The sequence below is a fragment of the Pseudomonas sp. HLS-6 genome (assembly GCF_002753995.1).
GTDB classification, from domain to species: Bacteria; Pseudomonadota; Gammaproteobacteria; order Pseudomonadales; family Pseudomonadaceae; genus Aquipseudomonas; species Aquipseudomonas defluvii.
On record NZ_CP024478.1, the window covers coordinates 2,711,977 to 2,727,362 of the forward strand.

The following is a 15,386-nucleotide window of genomic DNA, read 5'->3' on the forward strand; positions in this document are numbered from 1 at the left end:
CAGGACTTACAAGAACCAGCGATATTCGCGCGCATTGATTTCATTCAGAAAATCCAGTTGCTCCTGGCGCTTGTTTTCGCAATAGACCATCACGAACTCACTGCCCAGCCCTTCATTGATCACCGGATGGTGACGCATGGCAGCCACTGCGCTCAGCGCGTCCTTGGGGAAGTCGATGCCGCTCTGGCGGTTTTCGTTCAACGGCGCAATGGGTTCGACGCCGCGATCCAGGCCGTGCTCCATCCCCGTCAGGATGGCCGCCAGTACCAGGTACGGGTTGGCATCGGCGCCAGCCAGCCGGTGTTCGATACGCAGGTTGCGCGGGTCGGACTCGGGAATGCGAATGCACGCATCTCGGTCTTCAAAGCCCCAGCTTGCAAGGCTTGCAGCGTTGACCATCGCGCCGTAGCGGCGATAGGCATTGTGGTTGGGCGCGAAGATCGGCATGCAATGGGGCAGCAATTCCAGGCAACCCGCCACCGCATGGCGCAGGTTGCGCTGCTCGAAGCGTGCCAGGAGGTTGTTTCCGGCCTCGTCGTACAGGCTGACATGCACATGCATCCCGCTACCCGGGGCGTCCAGGTAAGGCTTGCTCATGAAGCTGGCGCGATAGCCGTGTTTCATCGCAACGCCGCGGGTACTGCGACAGAACAGCGCCGACCAGTCCGCCGCACTCAGAGCATCATCACTGTGGGAGAAGTTGATTTCGAATTGGCCAGGGCCCAGTTCCGCCGTGATGACATTCGCCGGCACGCCCTGCTCGTTGGCGACATCGACCATCTCGTGCAACACCGACGAAAAACGCGACAGTCGTTCGATATGCATGTTCGGCTGGTCGTCCTCATCATCGGTCGACGAATCGCGTGGGAACTGTGGCAGGCCTTCCTTGAGCTTGCGATCGAACAGGTAGAACTCAAGTTCGAAGGCAACCACCGGGCGCACGCCACGTCGGACAAGGCGCTCGATCACACGGGCCAGCACTTCACGGGGCTCGAACTCGATAGGCTTCGAGGTGCCGTCCGAAGTGATCAGCATCTGCGCGATCACTTCCTTTTCCCAGCGCACCGGTTTCAACGTACCCGGCACCAGGCGCCGTGATGCATCCGGGTCGCCATCGGCAAAGCAATAGTCGCCAATCTTGTACAGGCCGCCCTGGGTACCCAGCAGTACGCAGTTCTGAGGCAACTTCAGGGGTGCCCCCGCCGCGACTTTCTCAAGCATATCCATGGGGTAGCGCTTGCCATAGAAGTGCCCGGGAATATCCAGCGCAATCAAGTCCACGTAACGTACTTCAGGGTACTTCGCTCGAAAAGAGCGCACTTCAGTCAGCAGATCCGGAAAGATGGCACTCATCTTCTTTTCCTTGTGAGGTGAACGAATTCAATTGAATACCCAGAACACGCGGGTGAGGTTGTCCGTCAGGTTGGCGTAACGGAAATGCGTGTGGGGTTGCAGCTGGAAGCTGTCGTTTGCATGGAGTGTCACGGGGTCGGCGTCTTCCAGCCAAACCGTCAGTTCGCCTTCGAGCACGAAACAGCCCTGCTCCGAACGGTCGCTCAGGTACTGATCGCCACTGGTGGCACCCGGCTCAAGACGGCTGTCGAGCATGGAGAAGCTGCCAGTAATACGGGGCGAGGCCAGTACATCGGTAATACCTGAGCCGAGGTACAGTGTGCGCCGCTCATGGGGGCGAGTAACCCAAGTGATGCCACGGGGCTTACTCAGGTTGTAAAAGTACGCGGTCGATACACCGAGTGTTTCGCTGATAGCCGTGAGATCCGCCACGGTCGGGCGCGACACCCCCTGTTCAACCTTGGAAAGAAAGTCATCCGAACGATCGACACGTTCAGCCAGTTCGCCCAGTGTCAGGTTCTTGAATGTGCGCAGATCGTGGATAAAGATCGCCAGGCCTTCGACTTCTTCGTGCATCTTCATTGTTCAGGAGCATGCCGTGAAAATATTTGAGTTATTTTTCATGAAAAAATACATGAAAAATTTCACAGGTCAAGTCGAACGCTGAATTTGGCCGGACCATTGGTCAAGGCAGGTGCTCGCGCAGCAGCAAGCGCTGGGTGAAATCCAGCGCCAGCTACTCAGGTCATAGGGTTTGATTCAAACGAAGGGGACGGAGCAAAAGCTCACGCTGAAGAGGCAGGCCAAGCGGTCGCTGCGTCCTGGAAACGCCATTTTCTAGCGTCTGTCACGGGGCATCAAAGCAGCCTGTAAATCTCGGAAACCACGTGCATCGTTGCGTCTTCGAGCGTTCCTTCATTGCGGCACAGAAACCAGCCGTGATCGGCAATCGCTCGCTCGAACGCCTTGGTACTCGCGACCTGCTCTTCCTGGGTATGAAGCAGCGTACTGCTCAGCCCGCGCGATCGTGCCGCTGCCCTCGCCCATGAGATATCAGGGGCGGTGACAACCCCGACATGCAGGTCTGGCACTCGCACGTTTCGCTCAATGTTCAACTGCAGAATCTCTGCAAACGGGACTATCCGGCGAAACGCGGCATCCGACGGGTACCAGCGATCGATCAAGATGATGCTGTCCGGTGGCTGTTTAACCAGCACGTGCTGGGAAATCCAGGTACGGCTATCAGCAAAGCGCTCACAAACCCCCAACTCCAAATCCCGGCTGGGATTCCTGACGAGCGTGTTAACGAGGGCCATCGTTTCACCCCTGTAGGGATCGCTTTTTTTCTCGCAAAGTCGGATCACCTTCTTGTTGTCGGCCCTCAGTACTTTCGTAACGGCCTCCAACAGTGTGGTTTTGCCGGTCCCCTTGGGCCCATCCAGAGAAATAAATAACTGACGATTCATTCTTCACATAACGAGTGATATACGTCTTTTCCAAGACTCGAATCGCACAATAGCATTTTGCTTCCTTGACCATTGGATATAAGCAGTGAGGACTGTCAGGTAAAACACCGCGATCGGGCGCAGCTTTGCCCAAGGGAAGTCATCTAGCCCGCGCGATCTGGTGCATAGGCTAACACCCTGCTGTTTTACCCTCTTGACCAAACAGTGCCTTTCCAAAAATTCGATTTGCTCACCCTTGATCAGCACAGCACTGTTTTCTGACGCTCAACACATCCAGCGATAAAAACTAAGCCATACTTTCGTTTTCTTTGAATATCCGGCTCAAATCGTAAAAACGAAGCTATGGCTTAGTTTTCCTTGACTTCATGGGTTTCGCCCACATAATCGCAGTCATAGCTTCGTTTTTACTGACAGCCAGACAGGTTGACCACACCATGAGCGCGCTCGTACAGATCCATACCCCTGATGACTTGGGGAAGGCGGTACGCAAGGTTCGAAAGGCCCAAGGCATCACTCAGTCAGATCTGGCATTGATCGCTGGGAAGAGTCACGTATTGCTGAGAGATATCGAGACAGGAAAAGGCACTGTCTCTCTGGCCAGCGTTCTGCTCGTGATGCAGGAGTTAGGCATACGCCTCTACATGGATATACCCGGAAAATGAGAACACTCGAGGTTGTCATCAATGCGAATCACGTCGCGACGTTGAGAGATACCGCTGGCGTCTGGAGCCTTGAATACACCCCTGAATGGATTGCCAGCGCCGACGGTTACGACTTGTCTCCCGCCCTTGCAAGAGCAAAGGGCGTGATCGTTGATGGTTCTTCAGAGCGCCCTGTTCAATGGTTCTTCGACAACCTGCTACCTGAGGAGCAAGCGCGCTCATTACTGGCCAGCGATGCAAAAATCGAATTTTCGGATGCCTTTGGCCTGCTTGGCTATTACGGGGCCGAGTCCGCCGGCGCAGTGACATTGCTCAACGACCCACACTTGCCAGCGGAGGGTGGGCTCAGACCGCTCCCCGATACAGAACTCAGCGAAAGGATTCGCAATCTACCACGCGTTGCGTTGACCACCGGCGCTCCGAAGCGCATGTCGCTGGCCGGCGCACAGCACAAACTGGCTGTCGTGCTGGAAAATGGCAGCCTGTTCGAGCCTATGGGCAGCACCCCTTCAACCCATATCCTCAAGCCTGATCACTCTCAGCGCGATCTGTATGACGCCACTGCCGTCAACGAGTGGTTTGTGATGAGCATTGCCCAGGAAGTAAAGCTGGGCGTTCCGGCGGTGTACATTCGTCGTGTGCCTGAACCGGTGTACCTGATTGAGCGGTTTGACCGCCGACGGGTGAACAATCGGCTAGAGCGGGAACACGTGTTGGATGCCTGCCAGATGCTGGGGTTGGATAAAAGCTTCAAGTATCAGCAGGCGACGCCTGAAACGTTGCGAAAAATCCTGGGACTCGTGCGGAACGTTGCGCAGACGCGGATACAGTTGTTCAAGTGGTTGGTCTTCAACATCCTGGTTGGCAACAATGATGCCCACCTGAAAAATCTCTCATTTTTCGTGCGTGCGGACTCCTACTACCTTGCCCCTCACTACGACCTCTTGTGCACCGCGGTCTATGGCGAGTCCGCAGCACCTTGGCTAGAGGCCGAACTGGTGTGGAAGCCAGAGGGTATCCGTACGCATGCGGAGGTCACCAGGGCCAGTGTTATCAGCCTGGGTGAAGCCATTGGCGTGAACAAAGCCCTGGCAACCAAGATCATCAATGAACTGGCCGAAGGTGTGAGCAACGCGGCCAGCACAATTCTGAACGAATACGCTCATGCAATGAATGCCGGTGAGAGCAGGCTTGTCAGGCGAATCGTGCATGGTGTGATCGCTGACATGGTGCGACAACTGAAGGATTGAGCGGGATATCTGTGAAACCAGTTGCAGTAGCTACCATTACACATTGCACATCCTTGCCGACGGCGATGCATTGCAGATCGGCAAAGGCACGGACGTACACGTAGCTGTCGTTCACCTTATAACCTGAGGGCGGAGTCAGGCATGCTGTATTTTCAGGAAATGCTGGGCACCGCCGTGTTTGCCATTACCGGGGTGTTGGCGATCCATAAGGTTGGTGTCGATTTGTTTGGGGCCGTGGTACTGGGCATCATCACGGCAATTGGGGGTGGCACCCTTCGAGACCTGTTGCTCGATCAACCGATATTCTGGATTGCAGATTTCAACTACATCTGGGTTGCCTTGTTCGCAGCGCTGATAGCTTTTTTTCTCACCAAGAGACTGCAACGACGCTACCGTCTGTTGCTCTACCTTGATGGCTTCGCGGCCGCCCTCTTTGGGTTGGTCGCCACCGAGAAAGTGCTGGGACTGCATCTTGCTGCGCCGCTGGCGGTGATGATGGGCCTGTTGACCAGTATTGGAGGTGGTATCGCGCGTGACGTTCTGGCCGCAAGGCCCTCGCTGCTGATGTCACGTGAGATCTACGCCACGCCGATCCTGTTTGGGTGCAGCCTTTATGTCCTGTTGCGCAGTGCATTTCCGTCGATCTGGATTGCCGGTTGGGTGGCCTTGATATTCACCTCGGGCTTGAGGTTTCTCGCCATTTACAAGGAGCTGCAAATGCCCGCGATTTTCTCCACCCAGCAAGGGTAAGGACTGGCCCAAGGTCGTGACCGCTCACACGTGATGTGCCGCCTTTCTCGAGATCCGGCGTCGACTCCAGTACTTGCGAAACTCTTCAACCCCGATCAGCGCCAGCACGAACGGTATTAACAACAGCCACACCTGCCAGGAAACCGGGCTGGTTCCCAGCAACTGGTTGCCCCAAGGGGTATAGGCGAACACCAGGATCAGCAAGACCTCGAGCATGACACCCCAGGTTATCAAGCGGTTCCCCCGCAACCCTGTTTGCAGGCAAGACCGGCTTGCGCTACGGCACATGAAGACATTGACGATCTGCAACACGACGATTGCGACCATGCTGGCCGTGGTTCCCTGCAAGTAGAGCGCATCGCTGGAAGGCAGTGCCTGCCCCCACGTCCACCCTCCCCGCGTCAGCACAAAAAAGAACGCTGCCAATGTGCCAAGCGCTTCAACAAGCCCGAGAACCAGATAGCCTCGTAACGCCAAGGCCAGATTGAACAGACGTTGCTTGGGAGGGCGTGGTGGCCTGCGCATGATATCCGCGTCCGCCCGCTCTACCCCAAGCCCCAGCGCGGTCAATGAATCGGTCCCCATGTCGATGGCCAGCATCTGCAGCGGCGTGATTGCCAGCGGAACCCTGGCAAGTGCGAAACACAGATAGGGGATCAGCTCAGCCATGTTGTGGGCCAGGATATAGGTCAGGAACTTGCGGATGTTGTCGAAGACTGCCCGGCCTTCAGCGATGGCGGAAACGATGCTCGCAAAGTTGTCGTCCAGCAGAACCATGTCGGCCGCTTCCCTGGCGACATCGGTTCCCGATACGCCCATGGCGATACCGACATGCGCATGCTTGAGCGCCGGCGCATCGTTAACCCCATCCCCCGTGACGGCAACGATCTCGCCCTTGCCTTCAAGCGCCGTGACAATACGCAGCTTCTGATCCGCCGAAATACGTGCACAGATGATTTGCGGTGCATCGAGCGCCAGCAGTAGCTGGGTATGCGACAGGTTCGTGATCTGCTCGCCACTGAGCACCAGCGGCGACGCAATGGTCACAAGGCCAATCTGCCGGGCAATGGCAACCGCGGTGTTAGGATGATCACCCGTGACCATGATGGTTTTGATGCCGGCCTGCCGACAGGCCATGATTGCCGCAGGCACCTCTGGCCTCGGCGGGTCCTGCAGGCCTGCGAGCCCTGCCAGTATCAAGCCTCGCTCACACGGTTCCTGCCCAGGTGGCAACCATCGCCAGGCCAGCGCCAGGACACGCAACCCTCGATCGGCCATGCGTTCTTGCGCGTTGAGAATGTTCGCCCTCAGCTCGCGTGAAAGCGGTTCTTGGCGCTGCAAATTCCAGGTCGACTCGCACAGCGGCAGCAATTTTTCCAATGCCCCTTTGCACAGCAAAACCCGCCCTTCGGGGAGGTCATAAATCACCGACATACACATGCGAACGGCGTCGAAAGGCAGCTCGTCGATACGCAGCGCCCCATTCCACGGGGCGATCTGTGGCGCGGCCATGTGCATCAGCGCTTGCTCCATCGGGTCGCCACAGTACGTCGCGGTTTCACCCTGCCCGACAAGGCGCACGTTATGGCAAAGCCCGGCAACCCAGAAAAACGGCAGGTTCGCCTCGCACAATGTCGGTGGCAGGCCTTGCTCGACGTCCGGGTACTCACTGCCGTCCAGCCATAGGGTTTGTACGGTCATGCGGTTTTGCGTCAGTGTCCCGGTCTTGTCGGTACAGATCACCGTCACAGACCCCAACGCTTCCACACACGGCAAGTGTCGAATCAGTACCTGCTGGCGAGCCATGCGCTGAGTAGCCAGCACCAGCGCCAACGTCAGTGTCGGCAAGAGCCCTTCGGGTACCATCGCCACAATCAGGCCGATGGCGAAGATCAAGTCTTCCCAGAACGGAACGCCAAACAGGTTGCCCAGAAAGAAAAACAGCACGCTGATGCCCAATGAAAGTGCCAGGATGCTTCGGCTCAGGCGGATGATCTGGAGACGCAACGGCGACATCTGATCACCGCTGACTTGGGTCAGGTGTGCAATTCGCCCGAACTCGGTGTGGAGCCCCGTGGCAAATACGACGGCAGTGCCTTTACCGGACGTGATGGACGTACCGGCCAGCACGATGTTGCGGGCATGCAGCCGGTCTTCACTGTCGCAGGCAGATGCATCGCGCAGTTCGGCAGTGGCTTCGCCGGTGATCGTGGCGTTGTTGACCCGCATGCCAGAGGCTTCGATCAGCCGACCATCCGCAGGGACACTGTCGCCTTCCGCTAACAGCATCAGGTCCCCGGGCACCAGGTCATCAATCATGATCGCTTGAACGGTTCCATCACGTTGTACCTGCACCTGCTGTGGCAACAACTTGACCAAGGCGCTTAAAGCCTTTTCGATGCGGTACTCCTGCCAGTATGAGAACACCCCGCTAATCAGGATGACAGCAACGATAGCCACGCCGAGGCGCCCCATGCCCTCACCGGGTACCTGCCATTCAACGGCAAAGGCCAGCAGTGCGGCAATTCAGAGCACAACGGAGAACAGCTGGGTGAACTCTGCGAGCAATGCCCACAAGCGGTTTCGGCGCTTGGTCGGTGCCACGTGGTTTGGCCCGAACTGCTGCAACCGCCGTTGTGCCTCGCCAGAAGACAACCCTTGGGCCGTGGTGTGGAGGCTGGCCAAGGCATCGGTAACCGACTGCTGATGAATATTCATGTGCGTGCCATTGGTGCCGAAAAGGAATGGACCGTTTCAATCACCCCATCAACAGCAAGTTAAGCTCAGGCAGAACTTGAGTTCAGGAATCCCTTGAGCGCCTTCAGCGAGCGGGTATTGAGCACGTCATGTTTTTCCAGCCAGGCACGGCGTGCCTGTGCGACCCCATACTGCAAATAGGCAAAGTCAGCGCTGCGGTGGGCATCCGAGTTGATGCTGATGAGCACACCTTCATCCTTGGCGTACCGGCACTGCAGGTCCAGCAGGTCCATGCGTTGGGGCTGTGCATTGAGCTCAAGGCAGCAACCGCGCTGGCGGGCAGCCTTGATGATTGCGGGCAAATCCAGGTTCAGCGGGTCGCGCTGGTTGATGAGTCGGCATGACGGGTGCGCCAGCATCGTGAAATAGCGATGATCCATGGCCCGTAACAAGCGTTGCGTCTGCTGGCGCAGTGTCAGGAGAAAATGACTGTGTACTGCGCCAACCACCACGTCCAGCCGGCCCAAGATGTCATCTGGCAGGTCCAGGCTGCCGTCTTCGAGAATGTCCACCTCGATGCCCTTGAGCAGGGTAATGCCCTTCAGACGGGCATTTAGCGCATCAATCTGGTCGATCTGCTTGAGCAACCTGTCGACATCCAGGCCATGGGCGACCCTGAGGGATCTCGAATGCTCGGTGATCGCCAGGTACTCCAACCCGGCCTGTTGTGCGGCCAACGCCATCACTTCCAGGCTGTGACTTCCGTCCGAAGCATCGGTGTGGGCATGCAAATCGCCTTTAAGGTCGCCCAACTCAATCAGCTTGGGCAAGGTGCCCGCTTGTGCCGCCGCAATCTCGCCGCGATCCTCACGCAGTTCAGGTGTCATCCATTCCAGCCCCAGCGCCTGATAGACAGCGCGCTCAGTGGCGCTGGCCACGCATTTTCTTGCGCTGAATACGCCGTACTCACTGAGTTTGAGACCTTGCTTTTGGGCCAGTTGGCGAATCGCAATGTTATGCGCCTTGCTGCCAGTGAAATACACCAGTGCTGCGCCATAGGCAGCTGGTTCGACCACACGCAGATCCACTTGCATACCGGTGCCCAGCACCACGCTGGCACGCGTGCGCCCGCGCACCAGCACAGTGGAAACGTCCTGATGCTTGAGCAAATGTGCGGTGACGTCCACCGACCGCGCAGCGGCAACCAGAATATCGATGTCCCCGACCGTATCGCGCATGCGTCGAACGCTGCCGGCAACCGTGGCAGCCTCAACACCCGGAAGCTGTTTCAGGTAATCGGCAAGCCGACTGGCCACGGGAGCCACAACGGCCAGCGGCAGCCTGCGGTCCCTGCCGATCCCCTTCTGTGCCGCCTGCAGCAGCCGGGCCTCCATCTTTTCACCGAAGCCGGGCACATGACGAATGAGCCCTTCTTTGGCGGCATGGCACAGTTGCTGAACGGATTCGATACCCAGGTCGTGATAGAGGTGTTTGATTCGTCTGGGCCCCAAGCCGGCGATGGAAAGCAGTTCGACCAAACCCGCAGGCAATGCGGTACAGAGCCGTTGGCGTAGCGCACAGTCTCCGGTGGTGACGATTTCATTGATCTTGCCCGCAAGATCAACGCCGATACCACTGAGTTTAGGAAGCGGCTCCCCCCGTGCGATCAGCTCTGCCACCTCGAAGGTCAAGGCCCTCAAGGTCCTTGCTGCATTGCGGTAGGCCCGAATACGGAAGGGATTGGCATCCTCGATTTCCAACAGATTGGCAATATCTTCAAAGACGGCGGCGATCTGATCATTTCCGACCACCTGTCCGGCCGTGGCCGAAGAAGGCAAAGCGGGTGCCGGCTCTTGAAGAGGTGCCACGGTCAGCTTCATAGCGCAATCGACTCGATGGACGTCATCAGATCAGCATTGCCGATCCCGCCAACCTGTCATTGATATACATCAGACATCGCCTGAATGTCGGTTCAAATTCACCCCCTGAAAATGTCGAACGGCTCGATTCTGAGCACCTTGCGTATCCCGACATAACTGGAGGCTGCGGCAATCAGCAGCACCAGGCCGAAGGCCAGCCCCAGGTTCCAGAATGTGATGATCGCGGCATAATTGGGCAGATAGGTGCGTACCGTGACGATCATAACCGTGACCAGGCCGACACCTAGACCGTACCCCGTGAGGGCTGTGAAGGTCGCCATGAAGAGGATCATGTAGATCAGCTCGCGGCCTTTGGCGCCAATAGCCTTGAGGGCTGCAAACTTGTCCAGGTTTTCCAGGATGAAGGTGTAAAACGTTTGCCCCGAGATGGATAGCCCGACCAGGAAACTGATGATGGTCATCGTCAGTATGTTGGTGCCAACCCCGGTCTGATAGATGTAGTACTCGGTGATGCGCTGATTGAACTCTTCCCTGGTCAAGGCGAGATAACCCAACTGGGCAACCTGCAGTTTGATGGCGGCTTGTACGGCCTCGTTCCTGGGCTCCAGCAGAATGTACGACACCGTAAAGCGGGTGGTCGGGATGTATTCGATGGCGCGTCGGTAGGTGGTGTAGAGCGTCGGTACGCCGGTCAATCCGCTGGTCAGCACCTTGGCGATGCCGACGATGGTGCCGCGGTGGTCATTGAGCTCGAAGGCGGTGCCGATCCCGGGGCTCTCCAGTTTCGAATATTCAGTATCGCGAACGACGATAAATGCGTTGTCTGCGTAGATGTCTTCGATAGCCCCCTGTTCAAGCTCAGGGCGACCGAACAGGCTGGTGTCGTCCAGGCCTACCACACTCACCGCTTGATAGGTGCCACTGGCTAACCTTACTTGCGCCCCGCCAATGAATACAGGCACTGCATAGCGCACCTGCTCCATGCTGCGTACAGCATCGAGCAGGTAATCCGGCAGCGGAATGACACTGGTCGGCGTATTCACGGCCGGGTCCATGATCCACATCGCTGCACCGATATTGGTCACCGTCGAGTAGGCGCGGTTCAGAATGCCGGCGAACATTGCAGTCATCTGCATCATCAGGAACACCGAGAACGTAATCCCGACCAGCAACGCCGAAAACTTGGCCTTGTCGTTCACCAGCAGTTTGAAGCCGATTTTCAGGATGCCTGAGTACTTCATGGCATTTGCCTGCTATCGGCGCTTGGGGGTGCATTCCACCAGCCGCCGCCAAGCGCAGCGAACAGCCCGACGGTGTCCTGGTGCCGCTGAGCCAGTGCTTGCAGATAGGCAATATTGATCTGCTGAAGCTGGACGTCGGCCACCAGCAGGTCCAGATAAGTCACCAGGCCGGATCGGTAGTTGGCTTGCAGCAAGCGCAACGCCTCCTCAGCACTGGCCTGCGCCTGCACCTGCTTCAGAAGGACCTTCGCATCGAACTCCAACGCCTTGAGGGCATCGGCCACCTGGGCGAAAGACTCAAGCACGGTCTGTCGGTAATTCGCCGCCGCTTGCTGATAAGCATCAATCGCGGCTTGACGACCAAACCACAGGCTCCCCCCCTGAAACAACGGGATGTCGATCGAGGGGCCGATGCTCCAGAACCTCCCGGCACCGGCGAACAGTGAGCCCAGGCTTGAGCCTGCCGTCCCATAGGTCCCGGTCAGGCTGAAACTGGGAAACATCGCCGCCGTTGCTACGCCGATGTTGGCACTGGCGCGGTGTAGCTTCGCTTCAGCGGACAAGATATCCGGTCGCTGCCTCACCAGTTGCGAAGGCAGGCTGACCGGCAAATCGGTGGGCAGTGAAAGCGCTGTCAGTTCGATCTCGGGGACGCGCACCTCCGTCGGCGCGACGCCTTCGAGGGTGGCCAACAGGTGTTCGGACTGGCTGATTTTCTGCTCAAGTGCCGGCAGCAAAGCCTCGTTCGTGGCAATCAGGCTGCGTAGGCTGAGGCTGTCCGAATAAGGCGCCGTACCGCTACGTACCTGCACCTCAATGGTCTGTAACTGTTGCTTTTGCAGCCCGATCAACTGCTCGGTTGTGCGCAGTTGTGCTGCATAGCCCGCCCGTGCAATGGCGGTGTTGACGACATTGGCGGTCAGGGCGAGGTAGGCCGCGCGGGTCAACCAGGTTTGGTGGTCGACCTCCGCTTGCAGCCCCTCCACGCTGCGGCGCGCGCCCCCAAAGATATCGAGCGTATAGCTGATCGTTCCACTCAGGGTGACAACATTGAACGTCGACCCTGCACTGTTCAGCCCTGGCTGTACCGGAGAGCTACGCTCACGGGTCGCACCAGCACGCGCATCAAGCTGCGGATAGAAAACGCCATGACCGGCCATGAGTGTATTCTGGCTTTGCCGCAGGCTGGCCTCGGCAGCCTGCAGGGTCTGGTTGTTGGCGATTGCCAGGCGGACGACCGAGTTCAGAGCGTCAGACTTGAACAGTCGCCACCAGTCGAACGCAACGTCAGCACCCGGCGAAAAATGTTGCGCCTGGCCCTGCGCAGGGAGGGTGGCCGCTACCGGATTACGCACATAGGCGGTCTGCGGCGGCGCTGCCGGGCGTGAAAAATCAGGGCCTACCGTGCAGGCACTCATCAACATCAGCACGAGCATGGACAGCGCCCGTGCCTGTGGCCACAAAGGTCGATAGACGCTGCACAGGTCCATCATTTGCGTCCTATGAAGACATCCACCAACTGCCCCGGATACACCATCGGGAGGTCTTTTTTCTCGAACCGGAAAAGCACCGGCAACACCCTGAGGTCGACTTTCTCCTGCCGCTGATTGGACAACTGGATTTTCGGCGACACGTACGGCTGTACACGGACAAATTCCAGCGGCACCTTGATGTCCGAGCCATGAATCAGCATCTGTGCCTGGATATGTTCAGGCGCGGGCAAGCGGGTAATCAGGATCTCGTCCACATAGCAGCGTACCGCCAGGTGCGTCTGTTCAGCCCCCATCACCAGCAGCGGACTGAATTGCTGGGTGTACGGATCATAAGCGCCCTGAGGCGATACATAACTGCCCACCGTGGTATTGATAGCCAGGACCACGCCATCCACCGGCGCCATGATCGCGTATTGCGCCAGCGAGGCCTGCGTGGCCTTGAGCGCAGCCTGTGCCTGAGCAGCGTTATTTTTTGCAGTGTCCAGCGTGTCTTTGCTGATGGACTTGGGATCAATCTGGTATGAAGCCACGCGCTTGAGGTACTGATCCTGGGCGGTTCGCAGGTTGGCCTGGGCCAATTCAACGTTTGCCCTGGGCACTGCATCATCGATGCTCACCAAAGGCATGCCGCGGGTGACCACCTGCCCCTCGTGCACCAAGACGTGAGTGACCGGCCCGGAAACCTGCGGATAAATCACGATGTTGGAGCCACCGGACTGCTCGCTTTCGATGATGCCATTGGCATAAATGGCGGTTTCATAGGGGCTACTCGCCGGGGCGAAGGCTGGCGGCAAGGCATGGGGCGTACGCCCGAACAGGTACGCAGCAACCAGCCCGGCCAGTACGCCGACGATCGCCAGCACAAACAGCACCCGGTTCTTCATGATGAAGTCCAGTCAGGTTCGCTGATACGGCCGTCCTCCATGTGGATGATTCGGTCGGCGTACTCGTTGATCCGCACATCGTGAGTGACGATCAGGATGCAACGCTGCTTGTTGAGGATCTTAGACTTTACAAAGGCAATGATCATCTTGCCCGTGTCGCCATCAAGAGAGGCAGTGGGCTCATCGAGAATCAGTATCTGCGGGCTGCCGATGATCGCACGGGCAATCGCCACACGCTGTTGTTCGCCGCCGGAGAGCTTGAGCGGCAGCACATCGCCACGGTCCTTCAGGCCTACCACTTCCAGGCTCTGCTTCGCCTGCGCGATGGCCGCGTCCCAGTCACAATGCTTGAGGATCAAGGGAATCGCGACGTTCTCGGCAGCGGTCAATCGCGCAAAAAGATGGTAGTCCTGAAACACGAACCCAATGCTATTGAGGCGTAACGCTGCCAATTGATCATTGTTCAAGGCCCAGATATCACATCCATTGATATGCACGGTTCCGGCGTCAGGCCTCAGGATCCCCGATATCATGCTCAGGAGCGTGGTTTTGCCGCTCCCGGATGGGCCGACGATGAATACCATTTCGCCAAACTGAGCAACCAGCGAGACCTGGTCGACCGCTTTCATCCGTGCGTCGCCCTCCCCGAACCATTTGGTCAGGCCGCGCGAGACGATCGCTGGATGCGGGGCCGCAGCCGTTTGATCTGAACTCATGGGCACTCACTTGGCTTTATCGCCAGAACACTGCACGGCGCCTGGTGCAGCAGGTACTCGGCAGTGCTGCCCAAGCGTTTGTTCAAACCGCTGTGCTGCACCGTTCCCATGACGATCACGTCAGTCTGATGATCAACTGCAAACGCACAGATACTCGGCAAGGGTGTGCCCTCGATAAAGTGGCAGCGATCCGCTGGAACGCCATTGCGTTCGATCAGGGCCGAAAACGCTTCGTGCTGGGCCTCTGACAACGCTTCGCAGATACCGGTGGCCAGCGGCAATGCACCGACCCCCATATCCATGGCATACACCGCGGCCCAGTCATACACATGGACCAGGTCGAGCTGTGCGTTGCATTGTTCGGCCAGCTTCACGGCTGCGGCGATGATCTGGTCGTTGAAAACCAGGTCCTGCGCTTCACTGCGTAATACATCGACGATCGCCAGCACGTTGCGCGGCCTTGGGTGGAGGGCATTGGTGACCAGATGCACGGGCGCCGGACAATCGCGCAACAACCGCCAATCCAGTGGCGTAAAGAAGATCCGTTTCAACACCGACTCCTCCTGGGCATCCTTGATGATCAGCGCCAAGGGCATTTCATTGACGAAATGAAGGATTTCTTCATAGGGGTCTTGAACCCAGACCACCTCACTGGTGACCTCGATCCGGTGCTGTCTTGCCTGCGCGGCTTGTTCCTCAAGCCATTGTCGATGGCTTTCCAGGTAGCCGTCACGGGCTTGCCGGATTTGCTCGGGGGCAAAAAAACCGGCCACCGCCAAGGCTTCGAGGTAATCGAATGCCACGATATGCAAAGGTAGTTGCATCGCCTGAGCCAAGGCCGTTGCGCGTTCAAACGCAGGCGTACGGGTCATTGATGATGGGGCAATCAAGAGCAAACGCTGGGTCTGGGACATGAGGCACCTCGGCGCGGGGCCATTTCAATGCGAGAACGACCACTCAAGGTTGAGCGCTTCGGGCGCGGACGACTTGATTT

The 15,386-nt window shown here is 57.9% G+C and carries 14 protein-coding genes; 3 read left to right on the top strand and 11 right to left on the bottom strand.

Annotation, left to right across the window (positions count from 1 at the left end; translation table 11 throughout):
* Window positions 1–6: 6 nt before the first annotated feature.
* The 3 genes from CS390_RS12835 to CS390_RS12845 form a co-directional block, all read right to left on the bottom strand.
* Window positions 7–1,353: a glutamine synthetase family protein gene (locus CS390_RS12835; protein WP_099774827.1), complete on the bottom strand. Its 1,347-nt coding sequence runs from the start codon at window positions 1,351–1,353 to the stop codon at window positions 7–9.
* 27 nt (window positions 1,354–1,380) lie between these two features.
* Window positions 1,381–1,935 (bottom strand): helix-turn-helix domain-containing protein, encoded by a 555-nt coding sequence (locus CS390_RS12840; protein WP_099774829.1) that lies wholly within the window; start codon window positions 1,933–1,935, stop codon window positions 1,381–1,383.
* A gap of 275 nt (window positions 1,936–2,210) precedes the next feature.
* Window positions 2,211–2,819: a dTMP kinase gene (locus CS390_RS12845; protein ID WP_065761715.1), complete on the bottom strand. Its 609-nt coding sequence runs from the start codon at window positions 2,817–2,819 to the stop codon at window positions 2,211–2,213.
* A gap of 434 nt (window positions 2,820–3,253) precedes the next feature.
* Here CS390_RS12845 and CS390_RS12850 point away from each other — a divergent pair, with 434 nt between their 5' ends.
* From CS390_RS12850 to CS390_RS12860, 3 genes are all read left to right on the top strand, one after another.
* Window positions 3,254–3,481: a helix-turn-helix domain-containing protein gene (locus CS390_RS12850; RefSeq protein ID WP_065761721.1), complete on the top strand. Its 228-nt coding sequence runs from the start codon at window positions 3,254–3,256 to the stop codon at window positions 3,479–3,481.
* Window positions 3,478–4,731 carry a HipA domain-containing protein gene (locus CS390_RS12855; protein WP_065761714.1) on the top strand — a complete coding sequence of 418 codons (1,254 nt, stop codon included), beginning with the start codon at window positions 3,478–3,480 and terminating at the stop codon, window positions 4,729–4,731. The genes CS390_RS12850 and CS390_RS12855 overlap by 4 nt, the downstream gene beginning before the upstream one ends.
* A gap of 141 nt (window positions 4,732–4,872) precedes the next feature.
* Window positions 4,873–5,481, top strand: a complete 609-nt coding sequence (locus tag CS390_RS12860) for a trimeric intracellular cation channel family protein (RefSeq protein WP_065761713.1) — start codon at window positions 4,873–4,875, stop codon at window positions 5,479–5,481.
* Between the two features lie 24 nt (window positions 5,482–5,505).
* Here CS390_RS12860 and CS390_RS12865 read toward each other — a convergent pair whose 3' ends face one another.
* The 8 genes from CS390_RS12865 to CS390_RS12895 form a co-directional block, all read right to left on the bottom strand.
* Entirely contained in the window at window positions 5,506–7,941 is a 2,436-nt protein-coding gene (locus CS390_RS12865) for a cation-transporting P-type ATPase (protein WP_218195286.1), read from the bottom strand.
* Between the two features lie 66 nt (window positions 7,942–8,007).
* The gene (locus CS390_RS25165; RefSeq protein WP_218195287.1) at window positions 8,008–8,199 is read right to left on the bottom strand and encodes a cation-transporting P-type ATPase; all 192 of its coding nucleotides are present in this window, start codon (window positions 8,197–8,199) and stop codon (window positions 8,008–8,010) included.
* A gap of 65 nt (window positions 8,200–8,264) precedes the next feature.
* Window positions 8,265–9,989 (bottom strand): DNA polymerase/3'-5' exonuclease PolX, encoded by a 1,725-nt coding sequence (polX, locus tag CS390_RS12870; RefSeq protein ID WP_256587480.1) that lies wholly within the window; start codon window positions 9,987–9,989, stop codon window positions 8,265–8,267.
* Window positions 9,990–10,156: 167 nt separating this feature from the next.
* Window positions 10,157–11,299 (bottom strand): ABC transporter permease, encoded by a 1,143-nt coding sequence (locus CS390_RS12875; RefSeq protein ID WP_099774833.1) that lies wholly within the window; start codon window positions 11,297–11,299, stop codon window positions 10,157–10,159.
* The gene (locus CS390_RS12880; protein WP_099774834.1) at window positions 11,296–12,789 is read right to left on the bottom strand and encodes an efflux transporter outer membrane subunit; all 1,494 of its coding nucleotides are present in this window, start codon (window positions 12,787–12,789) and stop codon (window positions 11,296–11,298) included. The genes CS390_RS12875 and CS390_RS12880 overlap by 4 nt, the downstream gene beginning before the upstream one ends.
* Window positions 12,789–13,676: an efflux RND transporter periplasmic adaptor subunit gene (locus tag CS390_RS12885; protein WP_099774836.1), complete on the bottom strand. Its 888-nt coding sequence runs from the start codon at window positions 13,674–13,676 to the stop codon at window positions 12,789–12,791. Before CS390_RS12885 ends, CS390_RS12880 begins: the two co-directional genes overlap by 1 nt.
* Window positions 13,673–14,392 (bottom strand): ABC transporter ATP-binding protein, encoded by a 720-nt coding sequence (locus tag CS390_RS12890; RefSeq protein WP_099774837.1) that lies wholly within the window; start codon window positions 14,390–14,392, stop codon window positions 13,673–13,675. Before CS390_RS12890 ends, CS390_RS12885 begins: the two co-directional genes overlap by 4 nt.
* Window positions 14,389–15,306: a universal stress protein gene (locus CS390_RS12895; RefSeq protein ID WP_099774839.1), complete on the bottom strand. Its 918-nt coding sequence runs from the start codon at window positions 15,304–15,306 to the stop codon at window positions 14,389–14,391. The genes CS390_RS12890 and CS390_RS12895 overlap by 4 nt, the downstream gene beginning before the upstream one ends.
* Window positions 15,307–15,386 lie beyond the last annotated feature (80 nt).

Bases quoted from the DNA above. Each gene is read 5' to 3' on its own strand.
- CS390_RS12885 (WP_099774836.1), bottom strand. From the start codon at position 13,676: ATGAAGAACCGGGTGCTGTTTGTGCTGGCGATCGTCGGCGTACTGGCC.
- CS390_RS12895 (WP_099774839.1), bottom strand. From the start codon at position 15,306: ATGTCCCAGACCCAGCGTTTGCTCTTGATTGCCCCATCATCAATGACC.
- CS390_RS12860 (WP_065761713.1), top strand. From the start codon at position 4,873: ATGCTGTATTTTCAGGAAATGCTGGGCACCGCCGTGTTTGCCATTACC.
- CS390_RS12835 (WP_099774827.1), bottom strand. From the start codon at position 1,353: ATGAGTGCCATCTTTCCGGATCTGCTGACTGAAGTGCGCTCTTTTCGA.
- CS390_RS12845 (WP_065761715.1), bottom strand. From the start codon at position 2,819: ATGAATCGTCAGTTATTTATTTCTCTGGATGGGCCCAAGGGGACCGGC.
- CS390_RS25165 (WP_218195287.1), bottom strand. From the start codon at position 8,199: ATGAATATTCATCAGCAGTCGGTTACCGATGCCTTGGCCAGCCTCCAC.
- CS390_RS12890 (WP_099774837.1), bottom strand. From the start codon at position 14,392: ATGAGTTCAGATCAAACGGCTGCGGCCCCGCATCCAGCGATCGTCTCG.
- CS390_RS12850 (WP_065761721.1), top strand. From the start codon at position 3,254: ATGAGCGCGCTCGTACAGATCCATACCCCTGATGACTTGGGGAAGGCG.
- CS390_RS12880 (WP_099774834.1), bottom strand. From the start codon at position 12,789: ATGGACCTGTGCAGCGTCTATCGACCTTTGTGGCCACAGGCACGGGCG.
- CS390_RS12840 (WP_099774829.1), bottom strand. From the start codon at position 1,935: ATGAAGATGCACGAAGAAGTCGAAGGCCTGGCGATCTTTATCCACGAT.
- CS390_RS12855 (WP_065761714.1), top strand. From the start codon at position 3,478: ATGAGAACACTCGAGGTTGTCATCAATGCGAATCACGTCGCGACGTTG.
- CS390_RS12875 (WP_099774833.1), bottom strand. From the start codon at position 11,299: ATGAAGTACTCAGGCATCCTGAAAATCGGCTTCAAACTGCTGGTGAAC.